General features: G+C 75.1%; 18 protein-coding genes. 10 read left to right on the top strand and 8 right to left on the bottom strand.

Annotated features, from left to right (window positions below; genetic code table 11):
- The first annotated feature begins 1 nt into the window (after position 1).
- Positions 2 to 1357: a hypothetical protein gene (locus tag C8D89_RS00210; RefSeq protein ID WP_133251784.1), complete on the top strand. Its 1356-nt coding sequence runs from the start codon at positions 2 to 4 to the stop codon at positions 1355 to 1357.
- On the top strand, positions 1354 to 4317 hold the full coding sequence (locus C8D89_RS00205) for an ATP-binding protein (RefSeq protein WP_133251783.1): 2964 nt from the start codon (positions 1354 to 1356) through the stop codon (positions 4315 to 4317). The genes C8D89_RS00210 and C8D89_RS00205 overlap by 4 nt, the downstream gene beginning before the upstream one ends.
- Here the strand turns inward: C8D89_RS00205 and ppc are convergent.
- A complete protein-coding gene (gene ppc, locus C8D89_RS00200) occupies positions 4314 to 7130 on the bottom strand; it encodes a phosphoenolpyruvate carboxylase (RefSeq protein WP_116706091.1) in 2817 nt (938 codons plus the stop codon). The genes C8D89_RS00205 and ppc overlap by 4 nt on opposite strands.
- A 141-nt stretch (positions 7131 to 7271) precedes the next feature.
- Positions 7272 to 7730 carry an ester cyclase gene (locus tag C8D89_RS00195; RefSeq protein ID WP_116706090.1) on the bottom strand — a complete coding sequence of 153 codons (459 nt, stop codon included), beginning with the start codon at positions 7728 to 7730 and terminating at the stop codon, positions 7272 to 7274.
- A 53-nt stretch (positions 7731 to 7783) separates the two neighbouring features.
- Here C8D89_RS00195 and C8D89_RS00190 point away from each other — a divergent pair, with 53 nt between their 5' ends.
- Together C8D89_RS00190 and C8D89_RS00185 are read left to right on the top strand one after the other, a co-directional pair.
- On the top strand, positions 7784 to 8293 hold the full coding sequence (locus C8D89_RS00190) for an alpha/beta fold hydrolase (RefSeq protein ID WP_133251782.1): 510 nt from the start codon (positions 7784 to 7786) through the stop codon (positions 8291 to 8293).
- Positions 8236 to 8676 (top strand): alpha/beta fold hydrolase, encoded by a 441-nt coding sequence (locus C8D89_RS00185; protein ID WP_116706088.1) that lies wholly within the window; start codon positions 8236 to 8238, stop codon positions 8674 to 8676. The genes C8D89_RS00190 and C8D89_RS00185 overlap by 58 nt, the downstream gene beginning before the upstream one ends.
- Positions 8677 to 8713: 37 nt before the next feature.
- On the opposite strand, the gene C8D89_RS00180 is transcribed toward C8D89_RS00185, so the two are convergent.
- Positions 8714 to 9295, bottom strand: coding sequence for a dihydrofolate reductase family protein (locus C8D89_RS00180; protein ID WP_116706797.1), 582 nt, complete (start codon positions 9293 to 9295; stop codon positions 8714 to 8716).
- Entirely contained in the window at positions 9295 to 9891 is a 597-nt protein-coding gene (locus tag C8D89_RS00175; RefSeq protein WP_116706087.1) for a dihydrofolate reductase family protein, read from the bottom strand. The genes C8D89_RS00180 and C8D89_RS00175 overlap by 1 nt, the downstream gene beginning before the upstream one ends.
- 139 nt (positions 9892 to 10030) lie before the next feature.
- Between C8D89_RS00175 and C8D89_RS00170 the strand changes: the two genes are divergently transcribed.
- From C8D89_RS00170 to C8D89_RS00150, 5 genes are read left to right on the top strand one after another with little or no spacing between them, the layout of a single operon-like run.
- Positions 10031 to 11047, top strand: coding sequence for a glutathione S-transferase family protein (locus C8D89_RS00170; protein ID WP_116706086.1), 1017 nt, complete (start codon positions 10031 to 10033; stop codon positions 11045 to 11047).
- 13 nt (positions 11048 to 11060) lie between these two features.
- Positions 11061 to 12740 carry an alpha/beta-hydrolase family protein gene (locus C8D89_RS00165; protein WP_116706085.1) on the top strand — a complete coding sequence of 560 codons (1680 nt, stop codon included), beginning with the start codon at positions 11061 to 11063 and terminating at the stop codon, positions 12738 to 12740.
- A 17-nt stretch (positions 12741 to 12757) separates the two neighbouring features.
- On the top strand, positions 12758 to 14572 hold the full coding sequence (locus C8D89_RS00160) for a thiamine pyrophosphate-requiring protein (RefSeq protein WP_116706796.1): 1815 nt from the start codon (positions 12758 to 12760) through the stop codon (positions 14570 to 14572).
- A gap of 32 nt (positions 14573 to 14604) precedes the next feature.
- Entirely contained in the window at positions 14605 to 15921 is a 1317-nt protein-coding gene (locus C8D89_RS00155; protein WP_116706084.1) for an MFS transporter, read from the top strand.
- 11 nt (positions 15922 to 15932) lie between these two features.
- On the top strand, positions 15933 to 16331 hold the full coding sequence (locus C8D89_RS00150; RefSeq protein WP_116706083.1) for an FKBP-type peptidyl-prolyl cis-trans isomerase: 399 nt from the start codon (positions 15933 to 15935) through the stop codon (positions 16329 to 16331).
- Here C8D89_RS00150 and C8D89_RS00145 read toward each other — a convergent pair.
- Together C8D89_RS00145 and C8D89_RS00140 are read right to left on the bottom strand one after the other, a co-directional pair.
- Positions 16328 to 17407 carry a class I SAM-dependent methyltransferase gene (locus tag C8D89_RS00145; RefSeq protein ID WP_116706082.1) on the bottom strand — a complete coding sequence of 360 codons (1080 nt, stop codon included), beginning with the start codon at positions 17405 to 17407 and terminating at the stop codon, positions 16328 to 16330. The two genes, C8D89_RS00150 and C8D89_RS00145, sit on opposite strands and share 4 nt — an antisense overlap.
- A gap of 69 nt (positions 17408 to 17476) precedes the next feature.
- On the bottom strand, positions 17477 to 18805 hold the full coding sequence (locus C8D89_RS00140; protein WP_116706081.1) for an ATP-dependent 6-phosphofructokinase: 1329 nt from the start codon (positions 18803 to 18805) through the stop codon (positions 17477 to 17479).
- Between the two features lie 165 nt (positions 18806 to 18970).
- Here C8D89_RS00140 and C8D89_RS00135 point away from each other — a divergent pair, with 165 nt between their 5' ends.
- Positions 18971 to 19426 carry an SRPBCC family protein gene (locus tag C8D89_RS00135; RefSeq protein ID WP_116706080.1) on the top strand — a complete coding sequence of 152 codons (456 nt, stop codon included), beginning with the start codon at positions 18971 to 18973 and terminating at the stop codon, positions 19424 to 19426.
- A 14-nt stretch (positions 19427 to 19440) separates the two neighbouring features.
- Here the strand turns inward: C8D89_RS00135 and C8D89_RS00130 are convergent, their stop codons facing one another.
- The gene (locus C8D89_RS00130; protein WP_116706079.1) at positions 19441 to 19758 is read right to left on the bottom strand and encodes an STAS domain-containing protein; all 318 of its coding nucleotides are present in this window, start codon (positions 19756 to 19758) and stop codon (positions 19441 to 19443) included.
- Positions 19755 to 21356: an ATP-binding SpoIIE family protein phosphatase gene (locus C8D89_RS00125; RefSeq protein WP_116706078.1), complete on the bottom strand. Its 1602-nt coding sequence runs from the start codon at positions 21354 to 21356 to the stop codon at positions 19755 to 19757. Before C8D89_RS00125 ends, C8D89_RS00130 begins: the two co-directional genes overlap by 4 nt.
- Between the last annotated feature and the right edge of the window lie 61 nt (positions 21357 to 21417).

The raw sequence follows: 21417 nt of genomic DNA, 5'->3' as shown, positions 1-21417 counted from the left end.
CATGAGCGCGACGGGCGCCGCGTGGAGGGTCGGGCCCCGGGTGGCCTGGCCGGTCCGGCCCGTGCTGGTCGGTGCCCTGGTCGCCGTCGTCCTGCTCGTCGTGACGGCGCTGTGGGCGTGGCTCGCGGGCCCGGCGCTGGCGGCCGTCGTCGGGCCGTTCGTGGCCGCCGCGGCGGCGGTGGCGACGGCGCGGGCGACCGGGCCCCGCGTCGAGCGTGCCGCGCGCCGCCTGGCGCCCCGACCGGCGACCACGCCCTACACCGCACTCGCCGACACCGCCGCCCGCGTCCGCGAGGGCTCCCTCGCCGACGCCCTGCCCGGTCTGGCGCGCGTGCTCGGCGAGGGCACGGCGGCCGACCGGGCCGGCGTGTGGCTGGCGGTCGGCGACGAGCTGGTCGCCGAGGCCGTGTTCCCGCCGGGCGAGGGCGCGGGCGAGCGCGTGCCGTCCCTGGGTCTCCTGCTGGCCCGGCCCGGGGTCGACCACGCCGTGCCCGTGCTCGACGGCGAGCGGCTGCGGGCGGTGCTGACCGTCGGCAAGGGTGGGCGCCCGGTCACGGCCGCCGACCGGCGGCTGGTGCGCGACGTCGCCGGCGGGGCGCACCTCCTGCTCCGGGGCGTCGCCCGCACCGCGGAGCTGGCGGCCCGCGTCCGGCGGGTCGACGAGCTGGCGGCCGAGACCGCCGCGTCCCGCCGCCGCCTCGAGGCCGCCCGCGAGGTCGAGCGCCGGCGTCTGGCCACCGAGCTGCGGGGTGCGACCACCGACCGGCTCGCCGCCTTCCGCACGTCGATCATCGACGCCGCCGACGCGCTGGAGGACGCCGAGGACGACCCCGAGGGCGCCACCGAGATGGCCCGCCACCACGTCGAGGAGGCGCGCGACCGGCTCACCGCGCTCATCGACCGGTTCCGGGTCATCGCCCGCGGCGTGCACCCCGCCGTCCTGCGCGAGCAGGGGCCGCGCGCGGCGCTCGAGGAGGTCGTCGTCGACCTCCCCCGGCCGGTGCACCTCTCCGGCCGGCTCGCCGACCGGCTGCCGTGGGAGATCGAGTCCGGGCTGTACTACGCCGCGGCGTCGGCGATCTCGCTGCTCGCCGCGCCCGGGGGACGTACACCCCTGGAGGTGCACCTCGAGCGGCACGGCGACGTGGTCGAGGTGCGGGTGGAGGACGCCGAGCCGGATGACGACGCGGCATCCCTGCGCGTGGCGCTGGCCGACGACGTCGACCGGCTGGCCGCGCTGGGCGGGGCCCTGCAGGTCGCCGGCCGCGGCCCCGGGGTCGAGCTGCGCGCGTGGCTGCCCGACCGGCTGCGGCCGGTGGTGCTGGACACGGGATCGACGGCCGGCGGCGGGCCGTGACCGGGACCCTGGCCGCGACACCGCGCGTGACCGGCGGCGACGCCCGCGCCGCGGCCCGCCCCGACGACGCCGGGCGCGGCTGGGTGGCGGCGTGGTGGGTGGTCCTGGCGGCGTGCGCGGTGCTCACGCTGGTCTGGCTCGTCCTCGGCGCGCTGGTGGCCCTCGCCGCGCACGTGCCCGCGATCGGCGCCGCGGTGGCCGGCGCCGAGGGGACGTGGTCGGCAGGGATCGTCGAGGCGGCCGCGCTGGGCGAGCCCGCGGGCCAGGCGGTGCTCGACTACCTGGCCAGCGCCGTGAACCTCGCGGTGGCCGTCGTCCTGTGGCGCCGCGGGGGTCGCACGTGGACCGTCCGCCTGCTGATCCTGGCCATGATCGGCTCGGCGGGTGCGTTCAACCTCCAGGCCCACGCCGCGACGCTGGTGGTGCGCCGGGGTTCGGGGCTCGAGATCGGCGAGCTCCACCAGATCCTGCTCCACGGCGTGGCCAGCGCCGCCTACGTCGGGGCGCTGCTGCTCTTTCCGGCGGGCGTCGCCGCGGCCCGGGGCGGGCAGCGCCTGCTGGTCGGGCTGGCGGGGATCGCGCTGTTCGCGGCGGGGGTCGGGACCGCGCTGCTGCCGCACACCGTGAGCTGCGTGGTGTTCTTCGGCTTCGGGGTGCCGCTGGTGGGCGCGCTCGGCGTGTCCCGCCACCTGCGCGCCGGCGCCACGCCCGAGCGACGCGACCAGGCCCGGCTGCTCGCCACCGTCCTCACCGGCGTGCTGGTCACCGCGACCGTCCTCGCCCTGCTCACCGCCGTCATGGCCGCCTCCGGTCAGCCAGGCCTCACCCTCGACGATCCCACGGCCCGCCACAGCGGTGCAGGGGGCGGCGGCGGGGGCGAGCCGACCGCGCTGCTGTTCTGGTTCGCCCGCTTCTCCGCCGCCGCCCTGGCCCTCGCCGTCCTGGCCGCCTACCGCCCGCGGCTGCGGGCGTCGGCGGACCGCCTGCACCGGGCGTTGACCGTCGTCGTCGTGGTGGTCGCGGTCGGCGGCACCGTCGCGCTGCTCGCCACGCTCGCGGGCCGGGGCCCCGCGGGCTGGGTGCTCGGGGCCGCCGGCGGGGCGGCGGTGTACGTGGCGGTGTCCTCGCGGGTCGACCGCGTCGTCGAGCGCCTGCTCCACGGCCGGCGCCCGACGCCCTACCGGGTGCTGCTCGAGGTCGCCGAGGTCTCCCGCACCGCGGCGGCCGGCGGCGACCTCGATCGGCTCCCGGAGGCCGTCGGGCGCCACCTCGGGGCGCGGACCGTGCAGCTGACGGCGCGCCGCCCGGGGCTGCGTCCACGGACCTACCGGTGGCGGCGCAGCGACGCCGGGGACACCGCGCCGGCGGACGAGCTGGTCACGTTCCCGGTGCGCCACGGCACCGAGGAGATCGGGGCGCTGTCGGTGGACGCCGAGGCCGTGGCCGGCGGCAGCGAGCGCCACCAGCTGCTCGCCGACGTCGCCGACAGCCTCGGCGCCGTGCTCCAGGCGTACCGCGTCGAGATCGAGCTCGAGCGCCAGCTGCGGGCGGCCGTGTCGCACGGGGAGCAGATCGCGACGTCGCGGCGGGAGGCCGTCGCGGAGTCCGACGGCGAGCGACGGGCCATCGAGCGCAACCTGCACGACGGCGCCCAGCACCACCTGGTCTCGCTGCGCCTGTCGCTCGGCCTCGTCGAGCACCAGGTCGCGGCCGGCAAGCTGGACGCGGCCCGCGAGCGTCTGGCGCAGCTCGCCGAGCAGGTCGACACCGCCGAGGCCGTGCTCGCCGAGACCGCGACCGGGGTGTCGTCGGCGACGCTCGCCGACCGCGGACTCGTCGAGACCCTGCGCCAGGAGGTCGCGGGCCCCGACTCGACGGTCACCGTCGACGCGACCGGCGTGCCGCCCGGCCGGCGCTACGGCGCCGACGTCGAGTCGGCCGTCTACTTCTGCTGCCTGGAGTCGGTGAACAACGCCCGCAAGCACGCCCCCGGGGCCCGCGTCACGGTGACGCTCGCCGAGGCGGACGGGGCGCTGCGGTTCGCGGTCCGCGACGAGGGCCCCGGCTTCACCCCGGACCCGTCGGCCGCCGGCGGGGGCAGGGGCGTGCGCAACGTGACGACCCGCGTCGCCGCGGTCGGCGGCACCGTCGCCCTGCGTTCGGCCCCGGGCGCGGGCACCACGGTCGAGGGCTCGATCCCCCTGCCCGATCGCGCGCCCGCGACCGAGGACCCCGACACCGACGACCCCGATACCGTGGTCCTCGCGGTGCCGGCGGTGGCCGCAGCGAGGGACGCCCCGGCTGCGTCGCAGGCAGCGAGGGACGCCCTCGCTCCCTCGGGCTCGCTGGCGGCGGGCGCAGCGAGGGACGCCCCGGCTGCGTCGCAGGCAGCGAGGGACGCCCTCGCTCCCGACACGCCGCCGCCCGCCAGCGAGCCCAGCGAGCCGTCGGCCCTGCTCGACGCCGTGCGCGCGCTGGTCGCCGGGCTGGAGCGCCCGCCGCCGGTCGCAATGCGCCTCGCCGCGATCGCCGACGAGCTGAACGGGCCGGGCCCGGGCACCGTCCGCGCCCGCCGGGCCCTCGACGCCCTCGACGCCCTGGGCCGCGCCGGGGTCGCGGGCCCCGCCTGGTCGCGCCGAGTCCTCTACGAGACCGAGCGCACGCGGCTCGCCGGCGCCCGCGAGACCGCGCAGGCCGATCTCGCCGACGCCCTGCGCCGCCGCGCCGTCGTGCTGCCCGGCGGCGAGCAGGAGGCCGCGGAACGGCTCACCGGCCCGGGTCCGGCGCGGGCGCGGCTCGGTCTGGCGTCCGAGGCGAGCGACGGCGACGTCCGCCGCGCCGCCGAGGAGCAGCTCGGCGTCTGGCGCGCTCGCGCCACGCACCCCGCGTCCACCCGCACGGTGCGCGACGCCGCCCTGGTCCTGGCGGGGGTGTGCGAGGCCCTGCTGGCCGAGACCTAACCCGTGTTCCGCATCCCCGCGGAGATCCCGTTGACCGTGAGCAGCAGGGCGCGCTGCAGGTCGGGGTCCGGGTCGTCGACGCCGCGACGCTGGGCGAGGGTGTGCACCTGCAGGTGGTGCAGGGGCTCGAGGTAGCCCTCGCGGACGTCGAGGCTGCGGCGCAGCAGCGGGTTGCCGCCGAGCAGCTCGTGCCCGGGCGTGAGCTTGAGGACCTCGCGCTCCGTGACCCGGTGCTCCTCCTTGATCATCTCGAAGATCCCCTGGAGCTCGGGGTCGACGAGCTCGGAGACGTAGAAGCCGGCGATGCGCATGTCGGTCTTGGCCAGCGTCATCTCCACGTTGGAGATGAGGTTGGCGAAGAACGCCCAGTCGCGCATCTCGTCGATGACCTCGGAGTAGCCCGCCTCGTGGGCGGCGGCGAGCCCGCTGCCCAGCCCGAACCAGCCCGGCACGATCATCCGCGTCTGGGTCCAGCCGAACACCCACGGGATCGCGCGCAGGTCGTCCAGCGACGCCTGCCCGCCGGCGCCGGGCCGCTTTCCGGGCCGCGAGCCGACGTTGAGCATCGACAGCTCGTCGACGGGAGTGGCCTGGGTGAAGAAGTCCGGCAGCCCCTCCTGCCCGATCAGCCTCTCGTAGGCCTCCTGGGCGGCGTCGGAGATGACGTCCATCGCCTCGTCCCAGCGCTTCAGCGTGGCCGCCTCGACGCGCGAGGTCTGGTGCATCAGCGTCGCGTCGAGCACCGCCGCGAGCATGATCTCGAGGTTGTCCTCGGCGAGCGTCGGCAGCGAGTACTTGTCGGAGATGACCTCGCCCTGCTCGGTGACCTTCATGCACGCGTCGACGACGCCGTGCGGCTGGGCGGCGATCGCCTCGCCGGCCGGCCCGCCGCCGCGGCCCACCGACCCGCCGCGGCCGTGGAAGAGCCGCAGCCGCACCCCGTGCTTCGCGGCGACGTCGCGCAGCTGGCGCTGGGCCTGGTGGATCGACCACTGCGACGTCGTCAGCCCGGCGCCCTTGTTGGAGTCGGAGTAGCCCAGCATCATCTCCTGGACGTCGCCGCGGGCCGCCACCAGCGCCCGGTACGACGGATCCGAGAGCATCCCGTCGAGCAGGTCGCCCGATATCTTCAGCTCGGTGGCGGTCTCGAACAGCGGGACGATGTCCAGCGACGCCACGGCCTCCGGCGCGTCCCTCCCGCCCGTGATCTCGGCCAGCCCTGCCTCCCGCGCCAGCACCGCGACGGCGAGGATGTCGTCGACGTTCTGCGCCATCGAGATGACGTAGGTGTGCAGCGCCTCCTCGCCGTAGGTCTCCTGCACGGTGCGGATGCAGTCGAAGACCTCGAGCGTCTCCCTGAAGGAGTCGTCCCCGATGCCCTCCCAGTTGCGCCGCGGGGTCAGTGCCCGGCGCCCCGCCAGCTCCCGCGACAGCACCTCGGCCCGACCGGCGTGGTCGAGCTCGGCGTAGGGGGTGTCCAGCTCGCCGACGCGGTCGAACAGCGCAGCGAGCGCGGTGTGATGGAAGTTCGTGTGCTCGCGGACGTCGACACTCGCCAGGTGCAGCCCGACGGCGTTGGCGCAGCGCATGACGTCGCGCAGGCCCCCGTCGGCGATCCGCTCGCCCTGGTGGCTGCGCAGCGAGGCGTCCATGACCTCGAGGTCGCGGAGGTACTCGTCCGCGCCCAGGTAGTCGCGCCCCGGCCGGTGCGGGGTGCCCTCGGCGTAGCGGCGCCGGGTGTTCTCCAGCCGCGCGTGGATGTACGAGCACTTCAGCCGGTAGGGCTCCTCGGCGTTGAGCCGCACGAACCGGTCGTACACCTCGGGCAGGGCCCGGCGGTCGCGGGCCAGGCTGCGCCGCAGGTCCTCGCTGACGCCGACCAGGCGCGTCGAGACCGACAGCTCCTGCACGAGGTCCTCGAGCAGGTCGGTCTGGATCCGCACGCCGCGCTCGCCGTAGATCCGCATCGTCTCGAGCGTGAGCTCGGCGGTGACGTTGGGGTTGCCGTCGCGGTCGCCGCCGACCCAGCATCCGAGCACCAGCGGGCGCGAGCCCTGGGGCAGCGTCAGTCCCACGCGGGCGAGCTGCTCGTCGAGCTCGGTGAGCACCTCGGGCACGGCACGGCGGCCGAGCTGCTCGAGGTAGTAGGCCACCGAGCGCGCCTCGTCGAGCACCGTCGGACGCTCCGGGCGGATCTCGTCGGTCTGCCAGATGAGGTCGACGAAGCGGTGCAGGCGGGTCTCGGCGACGTCGTCGGGGAGGTCGGAGCCCAGGATCGCGGCGATCGAGCGGAGCTTGCCCAGCACCGACTGCCGCTGCGCCTCGGTGGGGTGTGCGGTGAACACCGGCTTGAGCTCGAGCCGGGACAGCGCGGTCGGGACCTCGTCGGGGTCGGCGTCGGTGACGAGCCGGTCGGCCAGCTCGTGCAGCGGCCCGCGGCCCTCGTCGTGCACCGCCCCGCGCTCCCGGGCCCGGTGCAGCTGCTCGGCGAGGTTCGCCAGGTGGAAGTACGTCGCGAAGGCCCGGCCCAGCACCGCCGCCGTGCCGGGGTCGAGCTCGGCCAGCAGATCCCGGATCTCGGTGTCGCCCCTGCCTCCACCCGGATCATGGCTCGGCGCCTGCCGCACGAGGTGGCGGACCCGCTCGACGAGGTCCAGCACGTCGTCGCCGTGCTGTGCGGCGACCGTGCGCCCGAGCAGCGTCGAGAGCCGGCGGATGTCGGCGCGCAGCGCCGAGTGCTCGGACTCCGAGGCGACGGTGCCCTCGGTGGAGACGCGGTCGGCCCGCGCCTGTCGCTCGCCGTTCTCGCTCATCGGCGTCCTCCCTGGTCGGCCGGAGACGTGGCGCAGCGGAGCTCGACCGTCGAGACCGCCTGCTGCGGGGTCCGCGACGGTGGGGACGCCGTGCGATTGTGCCCCCGATGGCCGTGCGCGACACCCCGCGACCGGCGGGCGTCACGTGGCGAGCGCCGCGACCCCCAGCTGGGTGAGCAGGCCGTGGTGGTCCCAGAGCGTCCGGTGCTGGGTGATCCGCTGCCGGCGCACCGTCACCACCGAGATCGCGAGCACCTCGACCCGCAGACCGGTGGGCGCGATGCCGGGCAGCAGCCAGGGCAGCTCGCGGTCGTGGGTGAACGTCACGAGATCCTCGTCCACCACCCGCCACCGGTCGCCGGTGCGCGAGACGCGGGTGGCGGCGAGGTCCGCGGGCCGGTGGGGGAGGACGTCGTCGGCGAGGTGGCGGCGCAGCGCGTGCGCACCTCGCGCGCCGGTGCCCACCGGCAGGGTCGTCAGCACGACGTCGTCGGTGACCAGGTCCGTCGCGGCGTCGAGGTCGCCGTCGCGGACCGCGGCGGCGAACGCGTCGCGGGTGCGCTCCACCGCCACCATGAGGTCCTGGACCGCCTTGGTCATCGGTCGATGCTCGCACCCGCGACCCGCGCGGCGCGACGCCTACGGTGATCGTCGTGGAGGCCTCCCTCGCCGACTACCTCGCCGACTACCTCGCCCGCTACCCACGCGTGCTGCGCACCGGGACGGCGGTGACGTCGGCGTGGTGGCGGTGGGGCGCCCACGACGTCCGGCTGCACCGGCTCCCCGCACCCGACGCGCCGGTGGTGACGGTCCTGCTCCACGGCGCCGGCGGGCACGGGGCGATGCTCGCGCCGTTCGGGCGCCTGATCGACGGGCGGGCGGAGGTCGTCGCCCCCGACCTGCCCGGCTACGGCGAGACCCGGGTCGGCGGTCCCGTCGACCACGCCGGCTGGATCGCGTGTGTCGCCGACCTCGTCCGCGCGCAGACCCGGCCGGTGGTGCTGCTCGGCGCGAGTCTGGGCGGGATGCTCGCCTACGACGTCGCGGCCACCGTCGGACCGGCCGTGCGCCACGTCGTCGCCACCTGCCTGCTCGACCCCGCGACGTGCGCCGCGCCGTCGCCCGGTGGCCGCTGGTCGGCGAGCACGGCCCGGCACTGCTGACCGCCGTCCGTGCTGCCGACCCGGTGCGCGTGCCGGTGCGCTGGCTCGCGCGGATGTCGGCGATGTCGTCGGACCCCGAGCTCACCGCCCTCGTGTGCCGCGACCCCCGGGGCGGCGGGGGACGGGTGTCGCTGCGGTTCCTGCGCACGTGGATGACCTCGCGTCCCGTCGTGGCCCCCGAGGACTTCACGGTGTGCCCCCTGACGCTGGTGCACCCGGGCGCCGACGCCTGGACCCCGCCGGAACTCAGCCTGCGCTTCCTGCGCCGGATCGCCGCGCCCACCGAGGCGGTACTGCTCGAGGGCGCGGGGCACCTGCCCGTCGAGCAGCCCGGCGTCGACCAGCTGCGCGACGCGCTGCACCGGGTGCTCGACGGCGTGTGACCACCCGGCGTGTGACCACCCGGCGCGGGGCGGCCGCTCACCGGCGGACGCGGTAGCGCAGATGCGTCACGCGGCGCGGGAGGTCCTCGGTGGGCGGGGTCTCCAGCCGGCGCACGAGCTCGAGCTCGACGTGCGCGGCGGGCAGGTGGTCGAACAGCCGCCGTCCCCGGCCGAGCAGGACCGGCACGACGTGCAGCTCCACCTCGTCGAGCTCCCCGGCCCGCAGCAGCGCCTGCGCCGCACCCGCCCCGTGCACCAGGACGTCGCCGTCCCCGGCCGCGGCGCGGGCCAGCGTCGCGGCCTGGCGGACGTCGGTGGCGTAGACGACGCTGCCGGGCGGCGGGTCGTCGGGGACGGCGTGGGTCAGGACGACGATCGGGACGCCGTCGTGGTGGTCGCCGCCCCACCGCCCGGCCAGCTCGTACGTGCGGCGACCGGAGAGCACCGCACGGGTGGCCAGTGCCTCCGCGAAGACCTGCCCGCTCGGTCCCTCCTCGAGACGGCGATCGAGCCAGTCGAACAGGCGGAACCCGCCACGGCCCATCGGCTGGCCGGGGCCGTCGTCGGGTCCGGCGACGAAACCGTCCAGGGAGATCGTCATGTCGAGCCGGACGGCCATCACGCCTCACCGCCCCGGAGCACCCGGTAGCGCAGGTGCACCGTGCCGGGCCCGTCGAGGGCGCGCACCAGCTCCAGCTCGACCTGGTCGGGCGGCATGTCGTCGAACAGCCGGCGACCCTGCCCGAGCAGCACCGGCACGACCTGCAGCGCCATCTCGTCGAGCACCCCGGCCCGCAGGCACGCCCGTGCCGCCTCGGCACCGTGGAGCAGGACGTCCCTGTCGCCGGCGGCCTCCGTCGCGAGGCGCGCCGCCCCGCGGACGTCGGTGACGTAGCGGGCGCGCCCGAGCGGGGGCTCGGCGGGGACCGAGCGGGTCAGCACGAGGATCGGGACGCCGTCGTGGTGGTCGCCGTTCCACTGCCCGGCGAGCTCGAAGGTGCGCCGTCCGGTGAGCACCGCGCCGGTGGCCATCACCTCGTCGAGGACGGTCGCGCCGACCTCGTCGGTGGTCCGGGCGGTCGCGGGGTCCCCGTCGTCGAGGGTGAGGGAGTCGTGCAGCCGCTCCCCGCCGATCCCGAGCCCCCGTCCCGGCCCGTCCTCCGGCCCGGCGATGAAGCCGTCGACCGACATCCACATGTAGAGCACCACGCCCATCACGGGCTCCTCCCTGTCATTCCTGTGGAGAACCGGATGGTACGGAAACAGGACCGCTCACGGGCTGCTCATCGCCGGGTCCGCGTGTCACTGCGCGCGTCACGTTGCCTCGCGGCGACCAGGGGGCACCCAGCGTGACGTGAGCATCCCGACCGACGCCAGCGGCTCGTTCCGTCGCCGCGGCCCCCACTTCACCGACCGCATCGTCGCCGAGCCCGAGGGCGACGGGCAGTGGCCCGTCGAGCCCGGCCGGTACCGGCTCGTGGTCTCGCTGGCGTGCCCGTGGGCGCACCGCTCGCTGATCGTGCGGCGCCTGATGGGGCTCGAGGACGCGCTCTCGCTCGCGATCACCGACCCCATCCAGGACGAGCGCTCGTGGCGCTTCGCGCTCGACGAGGACGGCCGCGACCCGGTGCTCGGGTACCGCTACCTCGAGGAGGCCTACCTCGCGCGCGACCCGGAGAACGGGCTCGAGAACGGGGTCAGCGTGCCGGCGATCGTCGAGGAGTCGACCGGCCTGCTCGTCACCAACGACTACCCGCAGATCACGATCGACCTCGGGGTCGAGTGGGCGAAGTACCAGCGCCCCGGCGCGCCGACGCTCTACCCCGAGGGGCTGCGCGACGAGATCGACGAGGTCAACGAGGGCGTCTTCCACGACGTCAACAACGGCGTCTACAAGACCGGCTTCGCCTCGACGCAGAACGCCTACGAGAACGCCTACACCGCGTTGTTCGCCCGCCTCGACGAGCTCGACGCGCGGCTGGAGAACCAGCGCTACCTCGTGGGTGACCACATCACCGAGGCCGACATCCGGCTGTTCACGACGCTCGCGCGCTTCGACGCGGTCTACCACGGTCACTTCAAGTGCAACCGGCAGAAGCTCGCCGAGTTCGGCGCGCTGTGGGCCTACGCCCGCGACCTGTACCAGACGCCCGGCTTCGGCGACACGGTCGACTTCGACCACATCAAGCGGCACTACCACCAGGTGCACACCGGCATCAACCCGACGCAGATCGTGCCGCTGGGACCCGAGCCGTCGGCGTGGCTCGAGCCCCACCACCGTGAGGAGCTGGGCGGCTCGCCGTTCGGCGACGGCACCCCGCCCGAGCCGCTCGCCGGGCCCCTGCGCCCGCTGCCGCCGCTCGACATGTGACAGCGTCCCGGGCATGACCACCCCGGGCCGACGACGGTGGTGGGACGTCGACCCCGCCGGGTTCGCGGTGGCCACGGTGCTCGCCGTCGTCGCCCTCACCCCGTCGCTGATCCCCCGCACCGGGCTGGTCCAGGGCGTGGTGTCGGGGGTCGCGGCCGCTCTCGGCTACGCGGGCGGCGTGGCCGTCGCGTGGCTGCTGCGACGTCGGGCCGTGCGGGCCCGTGCCCGGGCGCTCGTCCCGGCCCGACTCGCGCGCCCGGGCCAGGAGGTGGCCAGTCCGGTCCACCGGGCCCTGGCGGTCGCGATCCCGGTGGTGCTCGTGGTGGCGGTGGTGGTCGCGGCGCACGCGCAGCAACGGGCCGCCGCCCTCGTCGGAACGACCCCGCCCACGACCACCTCGTTCCTGCTGGCCCTGCCGGTCATGGTGCTCGTGCCCGCGGTGCTCGTCGTGCTCGTCCGGGCCGCCCGCGGCCTCACGGCGCGGCTCGCGCGGCTGATGCGCCGCCGGGTCCACCTCTCCCGCGCTGCCGCCGTCCTCGGTGCCGTCCTGCTGGTCCTCCTCGTCACGGCGGTGGCGGACGGCGCGGCGGCGCGGGCGGCCGTCGTGCTCGCCGAGCACGCGTTCGCGGCCCGCAACGACCAGCCCGGCACGGCCGCCGGTCCGCCGACACGCGCCACCCGTTCGGGCTCGCCGGCGTCGCTGGTGCCGTGGGACACCCTGGGCCGGGAGGGGCGCCGGTTCGTGGTCGGGGGACGACCGGCCGAGCAGCTCGCCCTCGCCGGAGCCCGTCGACCGGTGGACCCGATCCGGGTCTACGTGGGGCTCGAGAGCGCGCCGGACCCGCGGCAGCGCGCGGCACTGGCCGTCGCCGAACTCGAGCGGACCGGTGCCTTCGACCGTGCCGTCCTCGCCCTGGTCACGCCGACGGGCACGGGCTCGGTCGATCCGCCGATCCCCGACTCCCTCGAGCTCGTCCACGGCGGCGACACGGCCATGGCCGCCCTGCAGTACTCCTACCTGCCGAGCGCCCTGTCCTTCTTCCTGGATCTCGCCCGGGCGGAGGAGACGAGCCGGCTGCTCCTCGGGGCCGTGCGGGCCCGTCTCGACCAGCTGCCGCCCGACCGCCGGCCCCGGCTGCTGGTGTTCGGCCAGAGCCTGGGCGCACAGGCGTCGCAGTCGGTGTTCGACTCGATCGACGACGCCCGCGCCCGCAGCGACGGGGTGCTCTGGGTCGGGCCGCCGCACGCCAGCCGGCTCTGGCAGGCCCAGCTGGCCCGACGCGCGCCGACGTCCCCGGCGGTCGACCCGGTGGTCGGCGGGGGCCGCGAGGTCCGCTTCGCCGCCCGGCCGGGCGAGGTGGCGGCGTCGCCGCCGTCGCCGTGGGACCCCCCGCGCGTGCTCTACCTCCAGCACCCGTCGGACCCCGTGGTCTGGTGGTCGCCGACCCTGCTGTGGGGGCGGCCGGACTGGCTCGCCGAACCACCCGGCGACGACCGCCCCGCGGCGATGCGCTGGTTCCCGGTCGTCACGTTCTGGCAGGTCACGGTCGACCTGCCGCGGGCGCAGACCGTGCCGTCGGGCCACGGGCACCGCTACGGGGATCTCCTGGTCGACGCGTGGGCGGCCGTCGCCCCGCCGCCGGTCTGGACCGCCGACGACACCGCGCGGGCACGGCGTGTCCTGGTGGGCTGAAGGGGGGAGCCTCCGGTGTGAGTGCACCGAAGAACGTCGCCGCGCACGTCCTCGACCGTCTCGCCGCCTGGGGCGTCCACCGCTTCTACGGCTATCCCGGTGACGGCATCGGCGGGGTCTTCACGGCGCTGCCCGAGCGCGGTGACGCCGAGTTCGTCCAGGTCCGCCACGAGGAGACCGCCGCGTTCGCCGCGTGCGCCGACGTCAAGTACGGCGGTTCGCCCATCGGCTGCTGCGCCGTCACCAGCGGGCCCGGCGCGATCCACGCCCTCAACGGCCTCTACGACGCCAAGCTCGACCACCAGCCCGTCGTCGCCCTCCTGGGCCACACCGCGCAGACCGCCCAGGCGGGCGGTTACTACCAGGAGGTCGACCTCGGCGCCCTGTGCGCCGACGTCGCCGGCTACCTCGCCGAGGTCAAGGACCCCAGCCAGGTGCGGCACATCGTCGACCGCGCCTGCCGCACCGCGCTGGCCGACCGGACGGTCTCGGTGATCATCCTGCCGTCGGACGTCCTCGAGCAGGACGCCGTCACCGACCCGCCCGACGCCCACGGCTACTACCACACCTCCGCGGTGCCCTCCTCGGCGATCGGCACCCCGCCCGAGGCCGCACTGGACGCTGCGGCGGAGGTGCTGAACGCCGGGGAGAAGGTCGCGATCCTGGCCGGCGCGGGCGCGCTCGGCGCGTCGACCGAGCTCACCGAGATGGCGAACGCCCTGGGCGCCGGCGTCGCCACGGCGCTGCTCGGCAAGGGCGTGGTCGACGAGCGGTCGCCCTGGAACACCGGGGCGATCGGCCTGCTCGGCACCACCGCGTCGTGGCACCTGATGCGCGAGTGCGACACCCTCCTGATCGTCGGCTCGACGATGCCCTACACCGAGTACTACCCGGCGCCGGGGCAGGCCCGGGCCGTGCAGGTCGACGTGGACGGCTCGCGCTGCGGCATCCGCTACGACACCGAGGTCAACCTCACCGGCGACGCCGCGGCCACCCTGTCCGCGCTGCTGCCGCGGTTGCGGAGCCGGGACGGCAGCTCCTGGCGCGCCCACGTCGAGCGCTGGACGACCTCGTGGCGGGACTACTCCCAGCAGCGGGCACACGCCCACACGACGTCGCTGAACCCCGAGCTCGTCGTCCGCGAGCTGTCCGACCGCCTGCCCGACGACGCCCTGGTCGCCGTCGACTGCGGCACGGCGACCTCCTGGTACGCCCGCGACCTGACGCTGCGCCCCGGCCAGCGCGGGTCGCTGTCGGGGACGCTGCTGTCGATGGGCGGCGGCATGCCCTACGCGATCGCGGCCAAGAACGCCCACCCCGACCGGCCGGTCGTCGCCCTGCTCGGCGACGGCGCCATGCAGATGAACGGCGTCAACGAGCTGATCACGGTGCAGCGCTACTGGCGGCAGTGGCCGGACCCGCGCTTCGTCGTGCTCGTGCTCTCCAACGACGACCTGTCCTACGTCTCGTGGGAGACCCGCGGGATGCTCGGGGAGGCCCCGGACCCGCAGTCGCAGGCGGTCCCCGACGTGCCCTACGCCGACTGGGCCACGCTGCTCGGACTGGGTGGGACGACGCTGACCGAGCGCGGGACGATCGGCCCGACCTGGGACCGCGCGCTCGCGGCCGACCGCCCGTTCCTCGTCGACGCGAAGGTCGACAAGGACATCCCGCTCGTCCCGCCGCACGTGACGCTGCAGCAGGCGCTCAACACCGCCCGCTCCCAGCTCTCCGGCGACGACACCGACACCCTGTCGATCATCGCCAACGGCGTGCGCGAGACCGTCGGCGCCAAGGCCCGCTCCGTCTTGGGCCTTCGGCCTCGTGAGTGATATTCCGAGCTATAGCTGGGAACTTCGCTCACATGGCTGCCAGGGGGAAGGCGTTCGCCGCGTCACTGTCGGGGACCTCGCTGGAGTACTACGACTTCGCCGTCTACGGCACGGCGTCGGCGCTGGTGTTCCCGCAGCTGTTCTTCCCCGGCTCGGATCCGCTCACCGGACTCCTGCTCGCGTTCACGACGTTCGCCGTCGGCTACGTCTCGCGCCCGGTGGGCGGGTTCGTGTTCGGGCGGCTCGGGGACACGCTGGGCCGCAAGCGCGTGCTGGTGTCGACGCTGCTGCTCATCGGCGTGGCCACGGTGCTCATCGGCCTGCTGCCGACCTACGAGACGATCGGGGTCACCGCGCCGATCGTGCTGGTGCTCCTGCGGTTCGCGCAGGGCGTCGGCGTCGGCGGCGAGTGGGGCAGCGCGGTGCTGCTCTCCGGCGAGTTCGGCGACGCCCGCCGGCGCGGCTTCTGGTCCTCGGCGGCCCAGATCGGGCCGCCGGCGGGCAACCTGCTCGCCAACGGCGTCTTCGCGATCCTCGCGGCGACGTTGACCAGCGAGCAGCTGCTGTCCTGGGGCTGGCGCCTGGCGTTCGTGCTCTCGGCGGTGCTCGTCGCGTTCGGCCTGTGGATCCGGCTGGCGCTCGAGGACACCCCGGTCTTCCGCGCGCTGCAGGAGACCGGCTCGACGTCGGAGGCCCCGATCCGCGAGGTCCTGCGCATCCACCCGCGCGGGCTGCTCGCGGCGATTCTCTCCCGCCTCGGCCCCGACGTCTCGTACTCGCTGCTCACCGTCTACGTCCTGAGCTACGCCACGCGCACCGCGGGGTTCGAGCGCGCCGAGGTGCTCTCGGCGGTGCTCATGGGGTCGGCGCTGCAGCTCGGGCTCGTGCCGGCGTTCGGGGCACTGTCCGACCGCTGCAACCGGCGGGCCGTCTCCACGGCCGCCGTCGTGGGTGCCGGCGTCTGGGTGTTCGTGCTGTTCCCGGCCATCAGCTCGGGCTCGTTCGGGCTGCTCGTGCTCGCCGTCGTCGTCGGGCTGGTCCTGCACGCCGCGGCCTACGGCCCGCAGGCCGCGTTCATCACCGAGCAGTTCGCCCCGCGCCTGCGCTCCACCGGCTCCTCGCTGGGCTACACCGTCGCCGGCGTCGTCGGCGGCGCGCTGGCCCCGCTGCTGCTGACCTCGCTCGAGGCCGACCTCGGCTGGGCCGCCGCGGCCGGCTACGTCGCCCTGGCCTGCGTGCTCTCCGCGGTCGGACTCGCGGTCGGCCGCGACCACGACCCGCGCGAGGACGAGGAGCTGGCCTCGGCCCTCCCGACGGGCCCCGCGGGGACGGCGCCCGACCGCCCGTAGGGTCTGACGGCATGGCGGTCACCGTGGAGAACACCGACGACCTGACCCGCGCGCCCGGCGCGTCGGTCACCCCCGACACCCTGCCGAACGACCTCGACGTCACCGACCTCGTCGTCGGCGGCGGGAACGAGGCCGGCCCGCGCGACACCGTGCAGGTGCAGTACCAGGGCATCCGCGTCTCGGACGGCGGCGAGTTCGACTCGTCGTGGACCCGCGGTGGCCAGCCGGTCGAGTTCCCGCTCTCCGGCGTCATCGACGGCTTCAAGCTCGGCATCTCGGGCATGCGCGAGGGCGGGCGCCGCGTGCTCGTCGTCCCGCCGCACCAGGGCTACGGCGCCCGCGGCGTGCCGCCGGTGATCCCGGCCAACGCTCACCTCGTCTTCGTCGTCGACCTGGTCAAGGTCAACTAGGCGTCGTCCGGGCCGCGGGGACGGCGGCGCAGTCGCAGCGTCACCACCCGCCAGCGGCAGGCCGCCGCGGGTGCGTCGGCGGCGATCCGTGCGTGGAGTCCGGCGTAGAACGCGGTCGTCACGGCCTCGCGCCCGGCCGTCGTGCGGTCGTCGTCGAGCCAGCGGAAGAACGCCGGCTCGGTGACGGCGCGGACGAAGGGTGTGTAGGCGTCGGCGAAGCGCGCGCCGTCGTCGGTCCCGCCGTAGGTGGCGGCGTCGTCGGCGGCGGACTCGGCGCGGTCGACCTCGTCGAAGCCGCAGGCCGCCAGCGGCGCGGTCCACTCCTCGAGCGTGCGGTTCCATGTCGGGTAGAAGATGCGCTCGGCCTCCGCGGGCCGCAGGGTGCCGTCGGCCACCGAGGCGGCGAGCTGGTTCCCGACCATCCGGAAGAGGCCCTCGGCCCCCGAGAGCCCGTCGGCGCCGGTCAGCCCGGCCACGACCACGAGCTCCCCGCCGTCGACGAGCTCGCGCGCCCGCTCGGTCAGGTAGGTGTGCCAGTCGCGCGCCGCCTGCGTGCGCAGCGCGTCGCGTTCCGGGCCCTCCGGCAGGAGGTTCGAGTACACCCCTTCGGGGACCACGATCGGCATCGCCGAGAGCCAGTGCAGGGTGATCGCGCACCAGCCGAGGTGCAGTCGCCGGTCGGGCAGCAGGGGCCCGTAGAGCGTGCGGCCCACGACCGAGGGGTAGACGCCCGGCCGCCCCGCCGGATAGCCGTCCGGGGACTGCAGCAGCCGGAACAGCGGACCGAAGTCGTTGGTCGGCAGATCGGTGTGCACCACCTCGACGGGCAGCGTCGAGGACCGGGCGCGCAGCGCGTCCAGCGCGGCCGCGACCGGTCCCATCTCGTTGGCGCCACCCGCGCACCCGTGGTCGGCGACGACCACCGGGGCAGGGGTCTCGGGCAGCGGAACCGCCGAGGCCGCGGCGGCCAGCCACGAGGCACCGAGACCGGCCGCCGCGCGTTGGGGCTGGGAGTGATGCCCGTAGAAGCCGTGCCCGAGCATCACGCTCTCGCCCGTGGTGGTGACGTCGCTCACGTCAGGGAACCGTACTGTGCGAGGTCTGGCCCGTCAGCCGTGCGTGCGGCGTGGTCGGGTCGCTCGCGGTCAGTCCGTGAAGGACGCGGGCTGGCCGGTCGCCTCGAGCACCGACATCCACAGGTCGCCGTCGGGGTCGACCTGGTTGCGGTGGCTGGTGATGAGCGACATCGGGATGTGCACGAAGCGTCGCCGCCAGCGCACCACGACGGTCTCGGTGCGCCCGGCCATGCCCGCGTGCACCGCGGCGTGCGCCAGGCGGACGCAGTAGACGCTGTCGTAGGCGTTGGCGGCGACGCTGCGGATGGCGTAGCTCGGGTCGAGGTAGCGCACCGTCGGCGGCAGCCCGACCTCGGTGAGGTGATCGGTGATCTTCTGCTTGAGGAAGAGCCCGATGTCACCGAGCTTGGTGTTGCCCGAGGCGTCGGTGGTCCGGCCCTCCTGCTCGAGCAGCTCCTGCCCGGCACCCTCGGCCACGACGATGACGACCTGGCCGTGGCGCCGCACGTGGTCCTCGACGCGGCGCAGCACCCCGCTGGGTCCCCCGAGGACGAACGGCACCTCGGGGATGAGCACGAAGTCGGCGTCGTTGATCGACAGGGCCGCGTAGCAGGCGATGAACCCCGAGTGCCGGCCCATGAGCTTGACGATGCCCACACCGTTCTCGGCCGCCTGCGACTCGATGAACACCGAGGCGATGAACGACGTGGCCTGCGCGAACGCCGTCTGGAAGCCGAAGCTCTGGTCGGTGAACGGCAGGTCGTTGTCGATCGTCTTCGGGACGCCGATGACGGCGATGTCCAGGCCGCGCGCGTCGATCGTGTTCACGATCTTCATCGCCCCGCGCATGCTGCCGTCGCCGCCGATGACGAACAGCACGTCGATGCCGAGCTCGACGAGGGTGTCGACCATCTCCTCGGGGTCCTGGTCGCCCCGCGAGCTGCCGAGGATCGTGCCGCCGTCGTTGTTGATGTCGGCCACGGCCCGCAGGTCGAGCTCGACGACACGGTCGCGGTGCTGGCGGGTCAGGCCCGCGTAGCCGTTGCGGAACCCGTAGATGTGCGCGACGTGGTAGTGCTCGGTGAGCTCCTGCACGATGCCGCGGATGACGTCGTTGAGTCCCGGGCACAGGCCGCCGCAGGTCACGATGCCGACGCTCGTCGCGTCCGGGTCGAAGTAGATCTTCCGCCGTGGGCCGGCCGCCTCCAGGCTCGGCACCTGGTCGATCGGCACCCCGCGCGACAGGAGCACCGAGACGGTGTCGTCGACGAGCACGCGGTCGTCCTCGTGCACGTAGTGCGGCGACGTGCGCTTGCTCGCCAGCATCTCCGCGAAGGGGGAGTCGTAGCGACAGGCGCCGAGCGTGCGCACGCGCAGGTCGTCGAGCTCGAGCGTCACGGGCGGCCCCCGATGTCGTCGGACGGGTACCGGCGCGGCGTTGCGGACGGCGCGGAGCACCCGGTGCTACCGGGTCTGCATCGTTCACGATAGCTCAGCGGGACGTCCCACCGACCCCTATCGTGCGCCTGCTCCCAGATCGTCTGCGCACCCGGAGGACACCCCATGGCCGACGACATCGTCGTCACCCGCACCGTCGCCGCGCCCCCGGAGCGGGTGTGGGACCTCGTCGGGGACCCGGCGCGCATCGGCGCCATCTCCCCGGAGTGCCACCGCGTCGACTGGCTCGGCGGCGCGACGGGCCCGACGCCCGGTGCGCAGTTCAAGGGGCACAACCGCAAGGGCCTGCTGCGCTGGTCGACGCGGGGGACGGTCGCCGAGTACGAGCCCCAGCGGGCGATCAGCTGGGACGTGGACCTCATGGGGCAGTCGGTGGCGCGCTGGGGCTTCCGCCTGACCCCCGAGGGCGACGGCACGCGGGTCGAGCAGTTCTGGCAGGACCGGCGCAGCCCGCTCGCCAACGTCGTCGGCCGCGCGCGGGCCTGGGACGTGCCGGCCGCGAACCGGCGGGGGATGGAGCAGACGCTCGACACCGTGCGGCGACGGGCGGAGCAGGGGTAGGGGCCCGGGTCGGGTCAGCCCTCGAGCGCCGCGACGCCCTCGAAGCCGGAGAGCTGCAGCACCCGGCGCGCGGGCGAGCCCGGCGGGACGTGCACCCGCAGCAGGATCTGCAGCACCTCGAGGCGCGCGGCCAGGGCGAACAGCACCCGCAGACCCGCGCTGTCGAGGTACTGCAGCTCACCGAGCTCGAGGACGACGACCGCGGCCTCGTTGGGGATGGCCGCGGCCAGCTGCTCCTCGACCGTCTCCGCGTTCTCCAGGTCGATCTCGCCGCTGATCGCGATGCGGACGCAGGCGCCCTCGGGGTGCACGACGACGGTCGCGGTGGTCACTGCGGGTCCTCCGTGAGGCGGCGGCGGAAGGTGACCGTCGTCCCGCCCACGCCGGCGACCACGTCCATGTCGTCACTGCAGGCCCGGATCATCGTGGTGCCGCGTCCGCGCCCCTCGCCGCGGGCCGGCCGCCACCGGCCGTTGTCCCGCACGGTGGTCACGACGGTCGCGCCGACCAGCTCCATGTGGACCGCGAGGGTCCCGCCGGCCGGACCGTAGGCGTGCTCGACGACGTTGGAGCACGCCTCGCCGACGGCGACGAGGATGTCGGCGGCGGCCTCCGTGCGGGCACCCACCGCCGTCAGCCAGCGGCGCACGGTGGCGCGGACGTCGGCCAGCGTGCGCGGCACGGCGGGCACGACGATGTTCAGCGGCACGACGGCGGATGTGGTCCGGCGGCGGGCGACGAGCATCGCCACGTCGTCGCCGATCTCGTCGGAGCCGATCATCTGGTGCAGGACCGCGGTGCACACCGCGTCGGCGTCGTCGGTGCGCACCGCGTCGCAGAGCAGGTCGAGCCCGGTGTCCAGCGACTGGCCGCGCCGCTCGACGAGGCCGTCGGTGTAGAGGAAGAGCAGCGCCTCGGCCGGGAGGTCGATCACCGTCGTCCGGCGCAGGGGGCCCACGGACACCCCCACCGGCAGGTCGACCGGCAGGTTGACCAGCGCCGCCGGCTCCTCGGGCCGGCTCAGGATCGGCGGGAGGTGGCCGGCCGACGAGAGCGCCACGCGGTCCAGCGAGGGCTCGACGATGGCGTAGAGCACGGTGGCCATCACGCCGTCCTCGAAGTGCTGCACGTTGCCGTCGAGGCGCTCGAGGACCTCGGCCGGGTCGTCCTCCTCGAGGGCGAACGCGCGCAGGGCGCTGCGCAGCCGTCCCATGATCACCGCGGCCTGCAGGCCGCGCCCGACGACGTCGCCGATGACGATGCCGAGGCGGCCGGAGGGCAGGGAGAAGACGTCGTACCAGTCGCCGCCGAGGCCGCCGGCCTCGCCGGGCACGTAGCGCGCCGCGAACTCCACCCCGGTGACCCGGGGCAGCAGCCCGGGCATGAGGCTGCGCTGGAGGGCCGAGGCGGCGGCGCGGTCGAGGTCGGAGAGGTGCGTGCGCGTCACCAGCGCGACGCGGTCGCCGGCCATCTGCAGCAGTTCCACGTCGTCCTCGGTGAACGTGCGCGCGCTCAAGGTGCCGACGTGCAGGACGCCCAGGACCTCGCCCCGCGCGATCAGCGGCACGCCCACCAGCGAGCGGATGTCCTTCTCGCGCAGGATCGGGTTGAGGACGTTCGAGTGGTCGACCTCGTCGATGATCACCGGGCGTCGCTCCGCGGCGATGCGCCCGGCGAAGCCCTTGCCCACCGGGATGCGCACGCCCTGGCGCACCTCCTCCTCGATGCCCCGCGCGGCGGTGGCCACCAGGTAGGTCGACGAGGGGTCCAGCAGGAGGACGGCCGCGGTGTCCGCCTCGAGCAGCGCGCGCACCCGGTCGAGCAGCTCGACGAGGAGGTCCTTGACGTCGAGGTGGGACAGCGCCGTGTCCGTGATCTGCTCGATCCGTCGCAGACGGTCCTCGTCGGTGACGGGACCGGTCGTGGACATGGCGCGACGCTAGTACGCGCACACCGGACGGGTCACCCGGCACCCGACCGGGCGGGCAGGG

Origin of the sequence: Actinomycetospora cinnamomea (genome assembly GCF_003096675.1) — a bacterium.
In the GTDB taxonomy this organism is placed as follows: Bacteria; Actinomycetota; Actinomycetes; order Mycobacteriales; family Pseudonocardiaceae; genus Actinomycetospora; species Actinomycetospora cinnamomea.
The sequence above is the reverse complement of the archived record's forward strand: the minus strand, read 5'-3'. Positions and strand labels throughout refer to the sequence as shown.